Source organism: Microcoleus sp. M2_D5 (genome assembly GCF_036701935.1).
Lineage (GTDB): Bacteria > Cyanobacteriota > Cyanobacteriia > Cyanobacteriales > Microcoleaceae > Microcoleus.
On sequence record NZ_JAUBRP010000069.1, the window covers coordinates 16,332 to 34,016 of the forward strand.

The window sequence follows — 17,685 nt, forward strand, 5'->3', positions numbered from 1 at the left end:
CTCCCCACTCGCGCTTGGAAACTAATTGAATGGAAACTTGACAATAAAAATCATAGGAATATCATTAAATTATACGAACTTAAACAGTAAATAAAGATGTTTGATTGGATTGTCAAAACCGTAGCGGATGCTTCAGGGGTAACTAGCCAGATAAAAGTAGCTGAACGGGCAAGATTGAATCAGACTAATGCTTTTGATATGGGGCCCAAAAACTACCAGAGGTGCTTATATGATTTAGGTTTAGGTGGGAAGTATCATGAGCTTGAATATAATGAAAACGGAAGCCTTAAATATCAATAGTATCCATTATTTTTGAATCTGAATTAATAGCCTCAGAAATTTTAGCAGGTAAGCAGCAACTGATTCACGAATACAAAATTACATCTAAAATACCAAGATTTGTAGGGGCGGGTTCACCCAAATCTACAATGAAATCGACGAACTCCAAAACCCGCCCCCCAAAACCCGCCCCCACCCATCGCAGAACTCCAAAAACTTGTTCCTAATCGGAGTTGGTAGGTTGGGTGGGGGCGGGTTTATAGATATTGTTGATGTGAATTAGGGATTGTTGGGGAACCCGCCCCTACAATTTATTGGGAAATATTCTGGTTTTTTCCGCTTACCTCGTCACGCACACTCCGCCCACCACTACCCGACATTGATCGCGGCCCGCATCGAATCTACTATCATTCCGCCTCGCCGAGTCTAAATTTCTAGTCCGCGAATTGTAGTAATAATCTCCCGCCGGAAAGTTTCTAGTCGGGACAGCGCAGTAAGTTGAATCTTGATTGCCATCGTCAAACCTTACTCTCACCATAGAACGTCTCTCGCGACAATCAACAGGCCGCAAGCCAAAATCATCTTCCAGAAGCTGCGATCTGTCATATTGACCGTCATATCGATCGTCATCTCGCCTCGTGTACCAATCGTCCCGCGAATTGCGAGATCGTCTGTCGCCCCCATCAATTCCCGCAACTTCCAGCGTGTAGTTACCGCCTCTGGAAGCATCTTTTGCTAATACTAAAAGCTTGTAATCACCACTACGGGGAATTTGATAATTAAAAGAACGGTCTTGCGTAAAAGCGACTTGTTTGTTATTCCCATAAAACAGCACCATGACGGGAGTAAAACCGCGGCTTCTATCTGTATCTAAAAACACTTCAATGTTGTCGCCTTCCCTGGCGCTGAATGTGTATTCTTGACCGCGCAATTCTTCCGTCGGAGAGCCCGGAACCCACATATTCCGAAAACGGTAGATGGGGGAAGTGCGGCGAATTACTCCGGCAACGCGATCGTTATTCCGTATCTGTTCGCCAACAGCACTTGAGGAAATCCCCGTAAGTGCCAATCCTGCAACTAGCACAGCGGCAGCAATACTGTTTAACAAGTTGTGAGTTCTCATATCAACCTCTCGAAAATTTTAAAATCTTTTTGCTTTCTTGGCGCCGACATTTGCATACACAATCCATTTTAAATGTAATTTCTGCCAACCGTGTCAACCTCACCTAACGGGATTATTTAGCGGGTGCAAAATCTCAAGCTAAAGTTATAGACGTTGATGCCTAATCTAAAGTTGCGATTTATCGCCGCAAATCAGCAATCCCGATTCGGCATCGAGACAAGCCCTAATTCCCATCGGTAAAGCAGCGTTAACGCCGTCGTGCCCGAAGGGCAAATCCGAGACAATGGGAATATTCAAGTCCCCCAGCCGATCGCGCAAAACCTCTTCAATGCTAAAACTGGGAATACTCGGGTCAATCTCGCAGCGGCTGAAGCGCCCCAAAGCAATGCCCCGCACCCCAGCGAAAGCCCCCGCCATCCGCCACAAAGTCAACATTCGATCGACCCTGTAAGGAGCCTCGGAAACATCCTCAAATGCGAGAATAACCCCATTCAAATCCGGTTGATACGGGGTTCCGAGCAAATGAGAAGCCACCGTCAGATTCGCAGGAAACAGCCGCCCGGTGGCTTGTCCGCTGCCCCATCCTTTACCTTGCAAAGATTGTAAGGGACGACCTTCTATGCAGTCAAAAAGTCGATCGACAGACCAATCCGGTTCATCCGCCAAAGTTGTCAGCATCGGCCCGTGAACGCCCCAAATCCCTAACTTAGCCTGATTCCACAGCAAAGCAGTAATGTCGGAAAAACCGATTAACCATTTCGGCGAATGGGAATCGGCAGTTGGAAATTGGGAGTTTTCCGCCTTTCCCACATTTCCTTTTTCCAAAAGCCGAGTGCTGCCGAAACCGCCTCGAACACAGAGAATACCGCGACAATCCGGGTCATTGAGGGCATCTGCTAGCTGTCGGACGCGGTTTTCGTCGGAACCTGCCAAATAGCCCCAGCGATCGTCAAAACCCGGTGTTAATTCAACTCGATAGCCGCGAGATTTCCAAATTTCTACACCCTTTTCAAAGTTGGTTGATTCTCGCAAAGTGCCGCTAGGAGCAATTACTCTGAGCAAATCTCCTGGTTGCAGAAATTTTATGTTAGTCATTTGTTATTAGTTATTTGTTATTTGTTATATCGTGTTTGGTGAATCGAGCATAATTCCGTAGGGGCGGGTTTTACAGACAATTTCTGACTGAAACAGACCATCTCTAAAACCCGCCCCCACCCATAAATACAAACCTACCTTTTCGGATTCGGTGAATCATCGTAATTCCGTAGATACTGTCTTGACCTGTCAAGGGGTAGCGAGTAAATAATTGGGCTCAAAAGGCTTTTGGGACTTTAAAATACCAAAAGCCAAATGCACCAACTTCCGCATCAAAGCACCAATTACCTGCATTTTGACCTTTCCGCGACCCAATAATCGGTCACTCATCGCCTTGAGTAACGGATTGCGGGGCATCGCCACTACCGCAGGCAGATACAATGCCTTTCGCAGTCTGACATTGCCGGTACAAGACAAACGAGTCTTGCCTTTAACCGAAGTCCCAGAACAGCGTTCACAGGGTGTTAAACCCGCATAAGCCGCTAATTGACGGGCATTGTTGTAGTCGGAAACATCACGAATTTCAGCTAATAATACGGATGCTGTTTGTTCACCAATTCCAGGAATTGAGGTCAAGAGCTCACGTTGTTGCTTTAAATGTGGATGTTGGTCAAAATGGTCACTAATCAGTTTTTTTATCAGTTGCTGTTGCTCTTTGAGATACTCCAAGTGTGCCAGTGTAAGACCAGCAACAGTTGGCGTAGCTGTTTCTAGGCGGTTCTGCTCTTGAGTAGCCATTTCTGTGACTGATTCGAGCCGTCTCAACAGGGCTTGTAATTCTTTGACTTCGGGTGCAGTTGGTTTCCATAATGATGGTTTCATCGTCGCACAAAAACGAGCAATCAGTGCCGCATCTACGGAGTCAGTTTTAGTTTGTAGGAGTTCGCTTTTAGCAAATCCTTTAATACGAGCTGGATTGACGATACTAACCTGAAAGCCAGCTCCATAGAGAAATTCAGCTAAAGCTTCGACCTAATTGCTAGTAGCTTCCATGCAAGCATGGAGTTGGACTACACCTTGTTGTTGAAGCCAGTTATGTAAACTCTCAAACCCTTGAATATTGTTCGTAAAGTTTCTAGGTTTAGTTGCACGACTTTGTTTTAGTAATGAGACATGAAAGTCTCTTTTACTGATGTCTATACCGTATACTGTTGATGTCATTGTTTGCTCCTGATATACTCCGATTTATGAAAGAACCGACAGGCAATTGAATACTAACGAGAGTCAATGCAGGCTTTCCCGGCGATGCCGAGAGCCTAAGATACTGCCTGTGTTTGTGTGCGCCTGTCATCAGTAATGTCCGCTTATCTACGCAACAGACTTATTCCGTCTAAGGGGCGGGCCAACTTCACCGATTTCTGATGTCCTTGAACAACACTTTCTACTGTTACAGAACCATTTGCACGAAACTTTCCTTGTTTCTTTAGATTCGCCCACTTGTCGGCTCGATCGCCCACTTGTCGGCTCGATCGCCCACTTGTCGGCTCGATCGCCCACTTGTCGGCTCGATCGAATCAATGACGTGGCAATCGCCTGACTCACTCTTTTAAGATACAAGGGGCGGGTTAACCGATCGATTATGCCACCCACAGATAACCTTGATAAACCCGCCCCCACCCAATCAACAACCCCGATCGACAATCCCCACCCAACCGTAAAATTAAATAAAATAAAATTCAATTATCATTAAAATATGTCATCACTAATCTTAACCCGAATCTTCCTCACAGCCGCAGCCGTATTCGGAGGTTTATCCGTTGCAGGCGGTGCTTTCGCCTCCCACGCTTTGAAAAATCAATTGAGCGATCGAGCTTTAGCAATTTTTGAGACCGGCGCCCGATATCAAATGTATCACGCCCTGGCTCTATTACTCGTCGCCTTACTCTTGAGCCGCGCCCAAGAGTCTCAAGCCTTCTTTGCAGTGGCTGGATGGGCTTTTATTGCCGGCACTATCATCTTTTCAGGCAGTTTGTACGCCCTGAGTTTGAGCGACATCAAATGGCTGGGTGCAATTACGCCCCTGGGGGGAGTTGCTTTTATTGTCGGTTGGGGATGTTTGGCAGTCGCAGCTTTTAGTTTTAAATAGGCAACTGGTAAATTTTGAAGCAATTACCAATTAGCAATTACCTAATTATCAAAGACATCGCTGGAAAACATCTCAGTCAAAGTACGCAAGTAAGGTATAAATACCGTTAAATCTTCAGCAGGAAGCCGCTCGCATATTTCCCAAAACAAAATCAGCAGCATATCCTGCACTAACTCCCAACTTACATGAAGTTTCGGGTACAACATCACGCAAATTGGAAACAATTCTTGCTGTACCGGGCGAATGCTACCTTCCAAAACGCACCAGCACAAATAGCTTTGAAAAATCTCGACATCCCGGATACCAGAAATTTTTACCTCGCGATCGCTCAAATACCCGCTGCTGCTGCGGTATCCTTGATGCTGGGCACTAGCTCGATCGTACACTGCACTAGCAATCTGAGTCGTGTGCTGCAACAAATGCTGCACGGCTAATAGAGCTCTTGAATTCGGGGGCTGATTCGCCGCAGCCTCGTTAATTTCTCCGTAGGGAATGTGCAGATAGTCGTCTACAACTTTTAAGTAGGGCGCAAATTCTGCTCTCTCTGATTCCGAAAGACATCCTAACAAGATTTTGCTAGTGTATTGAAACTCCATTGTCACAAATCCCAGCACTAACGGATCTGTCTTTGAGTATTTTCGCCTCACTTTGATAATATCTTTTCCCACCAGCACTGACAAGCGGAAAACAGGTTCTCTATCCGCATAAGCGTCTATTGCTTTTCGATATAAGGTGCGAGAATCGGCCGCCATTTCTAAAGAATTAATTAAACTTGGATCGATCGCGTGGCGCTCTATTTGTGTCTCTAAAAGAGCTTCTACTCTACTCCAAGCTATCTTGCTGGCTAATTTCAGGGTATCTGTCAATTTGTCAACTATTGGGCTTCTATTTCCCTCAAAATTAGTTAAATCTAGGCTTGGGAGAATTTGGCGTGGCGCTTGGTTCTCTCTTGTCGCCACTGTACTGTAATATTTTTTGGCCCAGCTAACTGCGAAGGAAGAAACGCTGACACATTTAGTTTTTGGGAGTTGGTCATTGTCCAGTTCGGTAATACATTGAGACGCCTGACTTGCGCCCTGTTGAAGTTGGTCGGCTGCTGGTAAAGATTTTGAAGATATTGGTGAAATACCCGTCACGCTAAACCTCGTTTTTTTATTAAGTCGCACTCGATATCTTCCCCTAATTTTTAACGTTGTTAACTACAATTTTCTGCATTTGTACGCTGACAGTCATCAGCCATTACGCTTAAAGCTATAAGCCATTTGGCTCGACAGCCTGCATCTTGTTATAAACTGCACCTTAATAACATTATTGATTGTGCGCTCGATCACCATCACCCTGTGATCGCGACAGTTATTTATTTTTTTGACCTATAAAGAGGACGGGAAATAAATTTAATTTGTCTTAAAATCTGATAATTAAAGTCAAATCTGCCTCTTAACAACTGCTGCTTGAAATACTTTATCTTTCTTTTGGAGCGCTTTTGTCGATCGCCCTAATCTATTAAATAAGCTAAGCTACAGCACGCTCTAAGGGTGACTTTTGTTAATTTATTTCTATAGCTGAATTAGAAATGTATTGTGAGTCGGGCGATTGTTAGGAAATTCTAACAAATTTAAGTATCGGCTTTTCTAAATAAAAAATTAAATTTAAGATTAAGCTGTTCTGCATCTAAATCGTATTTTTTGTGCGGGCTTTCTGGCCCACTCCACAATAACTTTATCAAATTTTAGTTCACAGTTTAAATGTGCAACAGCTTAGGATGAGATTTATGTGCATTTCGTTAAGGCTATTGCCAGGGCGGTTTTTTGCGATCGGTTTTTTAGCTTCCTCTATCGCCCGCAATTGATCGTCGTCCATTCGATCGGCCACCTACCCTTCAAAAGCAGAATTAGCGAGTGACTCGCCCGGTAGCGGCCACATTTTGCCAAATCCGGCGGCTTCGAGTCCTCTATCGGAGGCCCAAGCCTGTCCCTACAACGATAGGATTAGGCTGATGCGGGCCCCACGGGCGATCGATCCTCACAAACAGCACGGCCAGTACGTCTTTAAGGCTATGGCTTCGGGTAGGATTAGTAGGACGAGAGGAAGTGGATAAAATGAGCGCTAGCAGCAATTCAACAGAAATTAAGTTCGGAACCGATGGGTGGCGGGGACTGATTGCCCATGACTTTACTTTTGCCAACGTGCGAAAAGTCACCAGGGCGATCGCCAGTTACCTAGAAACCGCTTACACCAAAGACCGCCCAGTTCTAGTCTCCTACGATACCCGCTTTCTGGCAGACGAGTTCGCCCGCACCTCGGCGGAAGTATTGGCAGATTTGGGATGGACGGTGAAAGTGGTCGATCGAGATTGCCCCACACCAGTCATCGCCTACAGCGCCAAGCATCTCAACTCAGCAGGAGCCCTGATGTTCACGGCTTCGCACAATCCCGCACCTTACTGCGGCATCAAATACATCCCCGACTACGCGGGCCCGGCTACCCCGGAAATTACCGATACAATTGTGGCCAATATTGCTGGTGCTTCTGATGCCCCAGCCAAAGGCAGCCACAACGATAAAATCTCCAGTTTTGACCCGAAACCCGAATATCTGAAGTTTCTTTATACTTTGATCGATGTGGAGCGGATTCGCTCGGCTTCGTTGAAGGTGAAGTACGACGCCCTTTATTCGACTTCTCGCGGCTATCTCGACGGCGTTTTGGAACACTGCGGCTGCGATGTCGAAAGTTTTCACACCTACCGCGACGTGCTGTTTGGGGGCGGAATGCCCGAACCCAAGGGCGAACAGTTAGTTGAGTTGGTGGAAGCTGTTAAGAAGGATTCGGCGGATTTGGGTTTAGCTACCGATGGCGACAGCGATCGTTTTGGTATTGTTGACGAGTTGGGAAATGTTTTGACTCCAAATACCGTGCTGTTGCTGCTGGCGCGTCACTTGGTTAAGAATAAAGGCTTGACTGGGGCGATCGTCCGTACAGTCGCAACTACCCACCTGCTGGACAATTTGGCCGCCAAGTACGGTTTAACAATCTACGAAACCGCAGTCGGTTTTAAATACATCGGCGAAAAAATGCGCGAAACAGCGGTGCTCATCGGTGGCGAAGAATCTGGCGGTTTGAGCGTTTTGGGTCACATTCCCGAAAAAGACGGGATTTTGGCTGATATGCTAGTTGCCGAGGCGATCGCCTATGAAGGCAAACCGCTTTCTCAGCTAGTCGAAGAAGCCATTAAAGAAGCCAACGGCCCCCTGTACAACAAACGTTTGGACTTGCACCTAGAAGAAGCCCACAAAGCAGCCGTTTTGGACTCTTTTACCAAGAATCCCCCCACAGAAGTAGCAGGTATCCGCGTTAAGGAAATCGGCCGCAAAGACGGGATTAAACTTTATCTTGAAGACGGTGGCTGGGTACTGCTACGGCCTTCGGGAACCGAACCCTTGATGCGCGTTTACATGGAAACCAATTCTGTGGAAAAAGAAAGCCAAGTTGCCCAACACATGGAAAAGGTAATTTCCCAGTTAGAACCTGTTTAACTTTCTACCTATTCCAACGGGGATTTTTTCCCTAACGCTTGCGATAGTGAGGTGCGCCGAAGCGCACCTTACGTATTTTTGATAACTCTTGCAAAGCCTCTGAACATTAATCATCGATACTGCTGGGCCAGTTATATAATTGCAATACAATTGGATTTGTTTAAGCTTGGGAAGTGTAAATTTATTTATATTTCTTTAATTTTTAATTAATTTAAAAAATTCCTAAATCTTTTCCGAATCTACTTGACTTTTATCCAAATAAAATTGTATATTATTAAATAATGGGATGGTTGCAAAAATAAAATTTTTACACAAATTTCGATTATAAGATAAGTATACAAGTTAAATTACTAGCCTGTCAACCGGTTTATGAAAACAATTCCTCTGCTCGCCATTAGTTTTTTAGTAGCAATTTTAGTAAGCGCGATCGGCATTATCTCCGTGCAAAATGCCGCCCCAGTATCCTTAAACTTTATCTTTTTTCAATCGATACAACTGCCCGTAGGAGTAGTATTGGCAATAAGCCTGAGTGCAGGACTGATCGGAGGTGCGCTACTGCAACCGCTGTGGAACCTTTCAGATTCCCAAAACTCGCGTCCTAAATTTCCGGCAAATCCCGAAGAATCTGACACCGTACAATATTAAATAGATTTGATCCCTTAGAGGGAATATACCTGACCGTCAATCAGCAACCGAGTAATTCCCTTAGCTCTCAAATAAGGTGCTGCTTTTTGCAGCATACTGCTGTCAGGAATCTTGAAAACCCTTTGATTGCGAGTAGCAAATCGGCGGGCCACTCGGTGATTGTCAAACACTGCCAGGGTTTTCTCGCGAATTTCCGCTGCCGGAATTTGACCCAGTTCGCCAAAAGCTTTTAGAGGTCTGGTGATTAACTCTGCCGCCCGATCGACCACCAAATAACAAATTTTGGGCAGAGATGCTTCGCTTAAAGGCAAAACTTGAATCAGTCCTGTACCCCGAAGCTCGAGCGACTCGCCCGACGATAGTGAACCGAGGAAACTGCCTTCAAACAGAGAGTCTTCATCATCTAAATCTTCGTCGAAGTCGTCATCTAAATCGTCTTCATCCTCCTCATCCTCCTCCTCATCATCTTCCTCGAAATCGCTAAAATCTTCACCGGCCAGCAGCCCTTCTGCTGGCAGCATTGCCTTTAGTTCACCAGTCACAACAGCGCGGTGGCTTCGATCGGCAAGATTGGCTGCTGGGGCATCTGGCACAACATCAGAAACATCCAAATCCGACTCTACATTCCCTCGAACTTCAAGTTCTGCAACTGGTTCAGGGACTGATTCAGAACGCTTTCTGATCGTCGGTCTCGAATTTGAGGCTGACTGCTGGAGGGGGGCTGACTCCGACAGGGGAACAGCTACAGGATCGATTTCGCCATCTGCCGACGACTCAGTAGTCGCCTCTGTCGGTTCAGGAACACTTGTACGATCGGACAAACGCTTTTGTTTTTGCTGCACTAGAAATTCGTATTCCGGCTCCGACAAAGCCCCCTGAATGATGCGCCTCACAGTCGAACTGCTCACTCCGTAGCGCTTTGCCAGAGTGATAGTATTCTCGTTGGACTGTCGGTACAGCCTGATGAGTTCGCGTTTGTCTGAATCGGAGAGTTTTGTAGGCGTCATGCCAAGTTTTCCAGCAAAAAGACGTGAAAAGACGCAGGCGAGCAGTCAGCGAACTGTGATTTTTCCTTTTCGATTTCAAGCTCAGAGATGCTGACAATGGCAAAAAAGCTTTCGCGTCCCCATCGCTTGCCAAAGCAACCCCAATCTCAAATCGCTAGGCTGCGCGACGACTGCGCCTGCTCTGGCGAGAACGGGTTGAGATGTCATGTTCCAAGATAGCTCCAATTCCGAACAGGATGGCGCTGAAAACAAAAAAGACTTCCAGCAAACTTCCGCTTTGATAACTACCCTCAGCCTGAGTATCCCGCCATTTAAAGTACATATCTGCGATGTAAAGCGAAAAAGTTGCAGCCGCAATCATTCTCCAAGATTGGGAAAAACGTCCTCCCCAAAACGCCAGAAGCAATGCAGTAGCAATAATCAGCAGAAAAACGTCTCCAACGATGTAAAACAAATTGATTGCATAGGCGTAAGGCGACAGTTGCTTGTCAAGTGCTATTACCCATGCGGGAGTTTTACTTTGTTCTGCTGCTTCTTCTTCTTCTTCTTCGGGTGCGGATTTAGCAGCAGTCGCGGCTGTTCCTTTTACCATTGAGTTGGACGAATTTTCTAAACCAGGCCCTTTTGCTGCTGGCGCTGGCGCAGAGCCTGTCACTACTTCCTGGGTGGCTGCAGGAGACATTCCTAGCTGTAGCCTCCAAGACTCAGGTGCAGCAACCCAGACAGCTACAGCAATCCCGAAGGCTGCAATTCCCGCTAACAAAGCCCACTGCCAAATTTCTAGATTCAGCCGTTTGGAAGTCACAGCGATCACCATGCCCCCAATCAGTACCACATAGCTGCCCAGATAAAAGGCATCTGCGGGGGACACGTCCGGGTCGGCCTCGAAATACAGTTCCCAAATTCCAAATAGCACACCGCCGATAAAATAGAACAGCATCCCCAGACCAATGCCCAGCCAGACGTTGCGCCCGCTGACCATGTGCGGGCTTTGCCAGTTTCTAAAACAAACTAATGCAGCTCCCAGGTATGCCCCGCATTCAAAAATATAAGTGCCGATCGAGTACCACAGAGGTAGACCCTCTTCTGCTGAGAGGGGGACGCTGAACAGCAAAAAGAACAGCAGCGCCATGACAGCCCAGACAATACCCACAATCACTAGGGTTTGAGCTGACAGTAAAGATGAAGATGTAGATGACTTTTCTGAAGTGCTACTCATAGGGATTCCACGAGACCTAACTAGCGGTTGAACGCACCCCATCTCAATCTTTGATTGGAAATGAGGATTCTTTCGCCAAAAAACCTTAAAAAACCTCGATCTGACGCTTCCGGGATAACTGGCGTCCTCAGTGTGTCGTCGGGGCTTTTGCCCTCGTACACTCTAGAAAGACTAAACAAGAATAATATCTATTTACTAATTGAAGGAATTAGTCGTTAGTCGATCGTGTACCCGGAAATATAATGACAGATATACGGTATATGTCTCCACCCTTAAGGCTTTTACAGTACCCAATCTATCTCGGAAATTCTACCCTCAAATGTTGAGGTATCTGTTTTTTTGCTTTCACACTTCCCCACTTATATCAATGATTGTGGGTGGGGACTGGGATAGAAACTTAGTTAAATTGCCAGACCATAGGTGGCATCCAAACCGAATCAACAATTTGGTTGGTCAATACAAGTTGACCATCCAACCTGTACATCCCGTACCCCCTACAGTGCAATTATCTAAGCTCAATTATCTGGACACAATTGTCTGAGCAATTGTCACAGATTTTCTATCCTGCGATCCACAACTTGTTGAGGGCTGATTGTTTCAGCCAATCTAGAAACTGAGTCCGATCCGGTGCTGGCATATCTTGCAGCACATCGCTAACTCCCTCAGCGAAGTCCGTATTGCCAAAATATGATTTACCCAAACGGTGAAGTTCTTGCAATAAGGTTTTGAGATGCTGCTCTTGCCAAGGAGGCACCTTGTGATTTTGCAAAGGACTAACCGTTAGCCAGTTTTTTATCGCATCAGGGGAGTCTGCCTGGGGGAAGTTTCCCTGCTGAAATACCTTGGCGATATCTTTCTGAAACGATGTGGCTTGCCTTGCGCCTAAGAGGTCTTCTACATCGAAGTAAACAGCTTGGAGGAGCAGCAGACAAGCCTGCGCGAACAGTGGTGCTTTGGCTGCTTCATTCCCTGCCAGTTCTTCACCGGCAAGCTGATCTAAACGGACTTTTCCCCAGACGCTATATCTATCCGGCTCTTCTAGCAGAACACAGGCTTTGCCTCGGTTGTCGGTTAAGTCCCGCCACAAGGCTCTGGCGTCTTCTGCTTGTTTGCCGTTGAAGGCGCTGATCAGGCGAAAAGTCTGCCCCTGATAATTGAGAATGGGAATTTGTTGATCCCGTTTTGGGTGTTGAAAATTGGTTATTTCAACATCCTGCCGTTTCAGAATAAACATGACACTGCGATTTGACTCCTGTCATGGCCGAGGTGCTGTGCTTTTGACACTCCCCATGCCTAAAGGCGAGGGGATTCTTGATTCAGCGAGTCCACTTAAATTAGCAGGATTGCTCCCGATCACCCAGAGATGGTTCTCTTCTCAAGCGTTGCGATACTTTTTTGCTAACAAGTGCTAACAAATATCTAAGCTGAGATTGTCTCTCAGCCTTGTCGTATAAATCAATGCACGAAGGAAAATCCCCCGCGCACAATTTAGGACTGCTGTACTGGCAACGCTTGATTTTCGCGCTCGTGCCGAGCAGGCGATTGACTGTTTTGCTTTGATGCCGTAGAGGAAGCTTATATAGAGGCTCCGTACCATCAGGGATTTTCACCTGAGTCTTTCAATCCTAGTTCTACCACATTTTTATCAAATATCAAGTCGAGCAGAATGTTAGCCAACATAACTCAATATCAGCAAATTAGTCATTCTGGCTCAACTAATACCTCAAATCAGGCAGGGGACTATCTCTTGTGCTGTCATAACTCCGTCTTAATGGGGAGAGATATCCGATTGAGGAAATATTGGGGTTTCAACTCGACCTCTAAATACTTTACCCGAGTTCACCAAAAAACGTGCGAGAAGCCCCGGGCTACCGACATGGGCAGGAAAGCGGCTGCGAAGACCGTCGCCGTGGAACGATCGCCATTGGAGTCGCAATGATATGATAAGTGCAGCGATTAAGAATAACCATCTACGCGTTGAAACATTTTAGTTTCGGTGAGATTCCGGCACAGTAAGCCACTACTGCATTTGAGCAGGAAGCCTATTTAACTGACAAAAAATATCAAAATGTGGATCGTACCTATCTGGCATAAGTGATGGACTCCGAAAGCCGAAAAAAGCCAAAAGTATACGCAAAGCTTGGATTCGTCCATGCTGAGTGGGTAGAGGTGCATTGATAACGCCTTGGAAAGTCCCTTTGTGGTCTTCTTCAAGAATCCCCCTGATTCATCACTCAGGAGTATTAAATAATTTACTTGCTCGATCGCACACTGCACCGATACAATAATCTTGTTAGCTATTTTTGAGTTGGGTGCGTAACTCAGTTGGATAGAGTAGCTGCCTTCTAAGCAGCGAGCCGCAGGTTCAAGTCCTGCCGTACCCGTTAACTAAACCTAATAGCATCAAGGGTTTGAGCCGTTCTTTACCGAAAGGGAGAGAGTGGCTCAAACCTTATTTGTTTCGCATTTTGTTTCGCACAACAAATGCGAAACACTGCCTATCTGGGTCAGGTGGTATCGCGGCATCCTTTCAGCAGACACGGGTCAACTCTCCGAGCCCAATATTTCCAAGAACGTCTCCACGTCTGCCAAGTCGGCCCTCGACTTTTTGCGCTGCGCTTTCAACTTGTTAAGCAAGTCGGCCGGCTCTGGGAATTCTGCGACGGTCGGAGCTGAGTTTTTATTTTCGGCGTCTGGCATCCGAAACAAATCCTTAAAAAAGCCCCACCTGCCACACTGGGCGAATCTTCCTGCTTCTGACCGATCGACACTGCTACCCTTGTGAGTATATGCTTGCCACAGCCGATGTGGTATCATAAAAAGTCTATTGTGTCAATAGCCTAGATCCTGCGATATTCAAACAGCACCAGCAGGTTGTGGGCCGAGTAGCCCTCAGAGGTTATCCTTAGTAATCAGGCTAGTTTCCGACAGGTTTGGATATGTTCCCAACAACTCTATTTCATGTTCCCCAAAATTTAATGCTATTACTCGACCGCAGCGCGATCGACCGATTAAAGCCCCTACTGGCGCAAGCAACCGGAATGCCTATAGTTGCATCGGAAAATACGGCAACAATTGCGCTCGTATTGGTTGCTATGGGAATTCTGGGTTGGGGATTTTATCGCGCCAGACCTTTTGGCAAACTGGGAATTTTGGCTTGGTTGCAGTCTGTTGCGCTGATGAGTCCCTGGCTGCTGTTCTTTGGTTTGTTCGCCGCCGGAATTTACCTAAATCTAGTTGCGGTATTGTTGCTGCTAGTGGCATCCACGGGATTATACATTTATCTGGGCCGGCAATTGCGTAAGGCTGCATCTGATACAGTGCTGCCACGGCCGGATGCTGCTGAGGTAAAGTCCCAAAGCGATGCTTTCTCGGCACCTGAGTCGCAGCGACCACCAGGCCCAGAAACGATTAAGATCGTCACCTCGTCGCCTGCGAATAATGAATCAGAAATAATTCCCGTTCCGGTGGAAGACCTCAAGGCAATTAAAGGCATCTTTGGAATTGATACTTTCTTTGCCACAGAAACGATTCCCTATCAAGATGGGGTAATCTTGAAAGGCAATCTCCGAGGAGACCCAGAACAAGTACACTCACGTTTGACGGCAAGTTTGGAAGAAAGATTAAACGATCGCTACCGTCTATTTTTAGTAGAAAATCAGGACGACAAGCCAGTAGTTATTATCTTGCCCAGCACCAACGACCCGCAGCCCACAACCGTGTCTCAAAAAATCCTAGCAGTCGTGCTCCTGCTGGCAACAATTGCTACTAGCTTAGAGACAGGCGGTTTGCTGCTAGGTTTCGATTTCTTTAATTCGCCGGCTAGATATCTAGAAGTTTTGCCAATTGCAGCCGGAATTTGGGCGGTTTTAGGCTCTGGGGAAATTGCTCGCCGAGTGCTGGCAAATCGGTACAAGGTTGGCTTGAGTTGGCCGTTTTTTATACCAACTTTGCAGATAGGTTGTTTTGGAGCGCTCGACCGTTTTGAGTCGCTGCTGCCCAACCGTAAAGTTTTGTTTGATATTGCTTTTGCCGGATCGGCGGCTGGGGGAATAGTTTCTGTGCTAATGCTGGTAACGGGTTTGCTGCTGTCTCACCCCGGCAGTTTGTTTCAAATTCCCGCAGAATTTTTCAAGGGCTCGGTTTTGGTGGGAACTTTGGCAAAAGTGGTTTTGGGTTCGGCGTTGCAGCAGCAGATTGTTGACGTTCACCCGCTGGTAGTTATCGGTTGGTTGGGCTTGGTAATAACGGCGATTAATTTGATGCCGGCGGGACAGTTGGACGGGGGTAGAATCGTGCAAGCCATCTACGGTCGGAAAATAGCCAGTCGCACTACTTTGGCGACTTTTGTGGTGCTGGCCATCGTTTCTTTAGTTAATCCTTTGGCTCTGTATTGGGCGATCGTGATTCTGATTTTACAGCGGAATCTGGAGCGACCGAGCCTCAACGAGCTGACTGAGCCTGACGACGCTCGCGCGGCTTTGGGTTTGCTAGCTTTGTTCTTGATGATTGCTGCGCTGTTGCCGTTGACTCCGGCTTTGGCTGGCCGTCTGGGAATTGGCAACTAGCAGTAGTGGGGCATCTTTGGTAATAGGCTCTTGGGTTGCGGTAAATTAGTGGAATATAGGAATTGAGCGATCGAACTCGGAACTGAAGGGCGATCGGGTTCCTAACTACTAATTTCCACTTGAGACCCCCGCCCAGGGCAATTTATCTACTACCAAAAGTTGATTTTTTTACAACCCAAAATTTGTTTAAACTCGATCGATTAAGTTTAAATAACTTATCTGAGCCTATAGGATAAAGTCATGGCTAATCAACTTCCTCCTGTATTGGTAACTTTTGATGCAGATGTTTTAATGACTGGCCGAACCCAAGTTTGGCAAGAATATGCGAAGGTGGGAACTTGCTATATCCCAGAAGTAGTGTACGACGAAATAGATCGTCTGACAGGGCAAGCGGTGGAAAAAGCTCAAGAGCAAGTAGCGAGAGAGTTTATGCGATTTTTTGCCGACAGCGGCTGGATTGCAACTGACGCTCAGGAAACACACCGAGCTCTCGAACCTTCGATTAAAAATCAAAGCAAGCCAGCAATGCTGGTAGTTGCGACGGCTCAGTGCGTTTACGGTTTGGCTCAGGAACACCCGGACGCATTGGTGATTTTTGTGTCCAACAGCCAGCCTCTGCTGAAGCGGCTGGCTTCTGTCGGCGCTACGAATCTCTGCGGGATTACCGGGGCGATGCTGTTAAATTGGGCGAGGAAAGGGGAACGCCCGTCGGGGGCGACTCAGCAATTGCAAAGTTTGATGCGTACCCTCGCGGAACGCAAATCGACTCAGCGCCCTAACAGCAGAATTCAGGATGCTGCTGTTGGCCAAACGGGGGCTTCTGCTAGCCAGTTAACGGGGACGCGGGGCGCTTCTGAATTGAAGTCGTCCACCAGTTTTACTAAAACTCATAAAACGGGTTTGACTCAGAAGCGCAGTGCCAGTTCTGGGCCCAAAACGCCGCGGCGCAATCGCGAGGAGGCGAGAGATTACGAGCCGGCTGTATATCGCATGAAACATATTACACCTCCGAAAAAAAGGGACAGCGGTTTTCTGTCTAGTGTGTTCAATTTTTTGGGAGCCTTATTTTTCTTGACGGTAGCGATAGGTATTTTGTGGCGAGTGTTCGATGTTAGGGGTTTTAGAAAGACTTTTGTGCCGGCTCTACCGCAGCCTGTGCAACAATTTGTTAAGTCGATCGACCCTAAATAATCTGGTTTTCTGAAAATTATACCTTCTGATGTGGCTGATTTGCACCTTGGGAAACTGGGATAGCACGCTTGATTAACAAATCGGTTCTCTCCCCTAAATATAACGGTAAGCCGATCGTGGCGCACGCTACGTTTAGAATTTCTTGCCTTAGTCCCCTGGGAATTTTCAACGGCTACTATCACAACAGAAGATGAACGCTCCACTTTAGTGTTCTAAAAATTCCTCGCCATGCTGAACGGGAACCAAATAATTAGTGGATTAGCACTGGCTGTTGCCGGTTTTGCGTATGCTGTAGTATTTTTTGTTCTTCTTCCCTTCAAACAATACGATTATGCAGCACCGCTTGGGGCTATAGCAATGGCGATCGCCCTTACTCTAGCAATGAATTGGCTACTATCTGCATCATTGCTAACTGGCTGGAGTTGGGTGGCGGCATTATTTGGTTTTCAGGTAGTCTTGATGTTTTTTGGTAGCGTGTTTTTGGAAGATGGGCTGTACCTGCCAAATTTGTTGTTTTTGGGAACTATGATCGTAGGAGCTGTGAGCGTTTATACCAGTTTTTCACAACAAAAAACACTGGTAATTGTGGGTTTATGTACAGTATTTTTCCTAGCTTTAATGTACTTCTCTTTGATTGGTGGCTATGCGCTCAAAGGCAAAAATCCGTTTCAGGGTTCTTCTACCCAGATGCTGCCGCTGTTGAATCAAAGGGTAGAAATTATCACCGACAATCCCAAACAATTTTATTTGAATGGTAAAACTGGCGAGCTCACGCATATTGACCGTTATGAGGTGACTGTGAAACTAGATTCTGGAGGAGACGAGAGATTGATGTGGCCCTATGTCAATGTTTGGTGGCAGGATATCAAGGCTGCTAAGGAATGAGAATTAAATAACTTCCACTCTTGAAAGTGGGATGGGCGTCGGGCCCGTCCTTTT

The 17,685-nt window shown here is 46.6% G+C and carries 16 protein-coding genes, 1 tRNA gene and 1 pseudogene; 9 read left to right on the top strand and 9 right to left on the bottom strand.

Annotated features, from left to right (window positions below; genetic code table 11):
- The first annotated feature begins 96 nt into the window (after window positions 1-96).
- Window positions 97-300, top strand: a complete 204-nt coding sequence (locus QUA50_RS23260; protein ID WP_333267395.1) for a hypothetical protein — start codon at window positions 97-99, stop codon at window positions 298-300.
- Window positions 301-619: 319 nt separating this feature from the next.
- Here the strand turns inward: QUA50_RS23260 and QUA50_RS23265 are convergent, their stop codons facing one another.
- From QUA50_RS23265 to QUA50_RS23280, 4 genes and pseudogenes are all read right to left on the bottom strand, one after another.
- On the bottom strand, window positions 620-1,402 hold the full coding sequence (locus tag QUA50_RS23265; protein ID WP_333267397.1) for a hypothetical protein: 783 nt from the start codon (window positions 1,400-1,402) through the stop codon (window positions 620-622).
- Window positions 1,403-1,567: 165 nt separating this feature from the next.
- Window positions 1,568-2,497, bottom strand: a complete 930-nt coding sequence (locus QUA50_RS23270; RefSeq protein ID WP_333267399.1) for an LD-carboxypeptidase — start codon at window positions 2,495-2,497, stop codon at window positions 1,568-1,570.
- A gap of 189 nt (window positions 2,498-2,686) precedes the next feature.
- The gene (locus QUA50_RS23275) at window positions 2,687-3,235 is read right to left on the bottom strand and encodes a transposase (RefSeq protein ID WP_333267422.1); all 549 of its coding nucleotides are present in this window, start codon (window positions 3,233-3,235) and stop codon (window positions 2,687-2,689) included.
- Window positions 3,215-3,448, bottom strand: a pseudogene (locus QUA50_RS23280) (IS110 family transposase); the annotation flags it as partial. The gene QUA50_RS23275 and the pseudogene QUA50_RS23280, both read right to left, overlap by 21 nt.
- Window positions 3,449-3,896: 448 nt before the next feature.
- Between QUA50_RS23280 and QUA50_RS23285 the strand changes: the two are divergent.
- Together QUA50_RS23285 and QUA50_RS23290 are read left to right on the top strand one after the other, a co-directional pair.
- Window positions 3,897-4,034: a hypothetical protein gene (locus QUA50_RS23285; protein ID WP_333267401.1), complete on the top strand. Its 138-nt coding sequence runs from the start codon at window positions 3,897-3,899 to the stop codon at window positions 4,032-4,034.
- A gap of 156 nt (window positions 4,035-4,190) precedes the next feature.
- Complete coding sequence (locus QUA50_RS23290; protein ID WP_333267402.1) at window positions 4,191-4,583, top strand: DUF423 domain-containing protein; 393 nt, start codon at window positions 4,191-4,193, stop codon at window positions 4,581-4,583.
- Window positions 4,584-4,624: 41 nt separating this feature from the next.
- Here QUA50_RS23290 and QUA50_RS23295 read toward each other — a convergent pair whose 3' ends face one another.
- Window positions 4,625-5,749, bottom strand: a complete 1,125-nt coding sequence (locus QUA50_RS23295; protein WP_333267403.1) for a hypothetical protein — start codon at window positions 5,747-5,749, stop codon at window positions 4,625-4,627.
- A 933-nt stretch (window positions 5,750-6,682) separates the two neighbouring features.
- Between QUA50_RS23295 and QUA50_RS23300 the strand changes: the two genes are divergently transcribed.
- Together QUA50_RS23300 and QUA50_RS23305 are read left to right on the top strand one after the other, a co-directional pair.
- Complete coding sequence (locus QUA50_RS23300) at window positions 6,683-8,116, top strand: phosphoglucomutase/phosphomannomutase family protein (protein ID WP_333267405.1); 1,434 nt, start codon at window positions 6,683-6,685, stop codon at window positions 8,114-8,116.
- A 369-nt stretch (window positions 8,117-8,485) separates the two neighbouring features.
- A complete protein-coding gene (locus tag QUA50_RS23305; RefSeq protein WP_333267407.1) occupies window positions 8,486-8,761 on the top strand; it encodes a LapA family protein in 276 nt (91 codons plus the stop codon).
- A gap of 14 nt (window positions 8,762-8,775) precedes the next feature.
- Here QUA50_RS23305 and QUA50_RS23310 read toward each other — a convergent pair whose 3' ends face one another.
- The 3 genes from QUA50_RS23310 to QUA50_RS23320 form a co-directional block, all read right to left on the bottom strand.
- Window positions 8,776-9,768: a hypothetical protein gene (locus QUA50_RS23310; RefSeq protein WP_333267409.1), complete on the bottom strand. Its 993-nt coding sequence runs from the start codon at window positions 9,766-9,768 to the stop codon at window positions 8,776-8,778.
- Window positions 9,769-9,922: 154 nt separating this feature from the next.
- On the bottom strand, window positions 9,923-10,987 hold the full coding sequence (locus QUA50_RS23315; protein WP_333267411.1) for a hypothetical protein: 1,065 nt from the start codon (window positions 10,985-10,987) through the stop codon (window positions 9,923-9,925).
- A gap of 559 nt (window positions 10,988-11,546) precedes the next feature.
- Window positions 11,547-12,221: an Npun_F0813 family protein gene (locus QUA50_RS23320; protein WP_333267413.1), complete on the bottom strand. Its 675-nt coding sequence runs from the start codon at window positions 12,219-12,221 to the stop codon at window positions 11,547-11,549.
- A 1,076-nt stretch (window positions 12,222-13,297) separates the two neighbouring features.
- On the opposite strand from QUA50_RS23320, the gene QUA50_RS23325 reads away from it, so the two are divergent.
- Window positions 13,298-13,371, top strand: a tRNA-Arg gene (locus QUA50_RS23325).
- A 160-nt stretch (window positions 13,372-13,531) separates the two neighbouring features.
- Here the strand turns inward: QUA50_RS23325 and QUA50_RS23330 are convergent.
- Window positions 13,532-13,804 carry a hypothetical protein gene (locus QUA50_RS23330; protein ID WP_333267415.1) on the bottom strand — a complete coding sequence of 91 codons (273 nt, stop codon included), beginning with the start codon at window positions 13,802-13,804 and terminating at the stop codon, window positions 13,532-13,534.
- Window positions 13,805-13,926: 122 nt separating this feature from the next.
- On the opposite strand from QUA50_RS23330, the gene QUA50_RS23335 reads away from it, so the two are divergent.
- From QUA50_RS23335 to QUA50_RS23345, 3 genes are all read left to right on the top strand, one after another.
- Window positions 13,927-15,555 carry a site-2 protease family protein gene (locus QUA50_RS23335; RefSeq protein ID WP_333267416.1) on the top strand — a complete coding sequence of 543 codons (1,629 nt, stop codon included), beginning with the start codon at window positions 13,927-13,929 and terminating at the stop codon, window positions 15,553-15,555.
- A 240-nt stretch (window positions 15,556-15,795) separates the two neighbouring features.
- A complete protein-coding gene (locus QUA50_RS23340) occupies window positions 15,796-16,746 on the top strand; it encodes a PIN domain-containing protein (protein WP_333267418.1) in 951 nt (316 codons plus the stop codon).
- Between the two features lie 228 nt (window positions 16,747-16,974).
- Window positions 16,975-17,631: a hypothetical protein gene (locus QUA50_RS23345; RefSeq protein ID WP_333267420.1), complete on the top strand. Its 657-nt coding sequence runs from the start codon at window positions 16,975-16,977 to the stop codon at window positions 17,629-17,631.
- The last annotated feature ends 54 nt before the right edge of the window (window positions 17,632-17,685 follow it).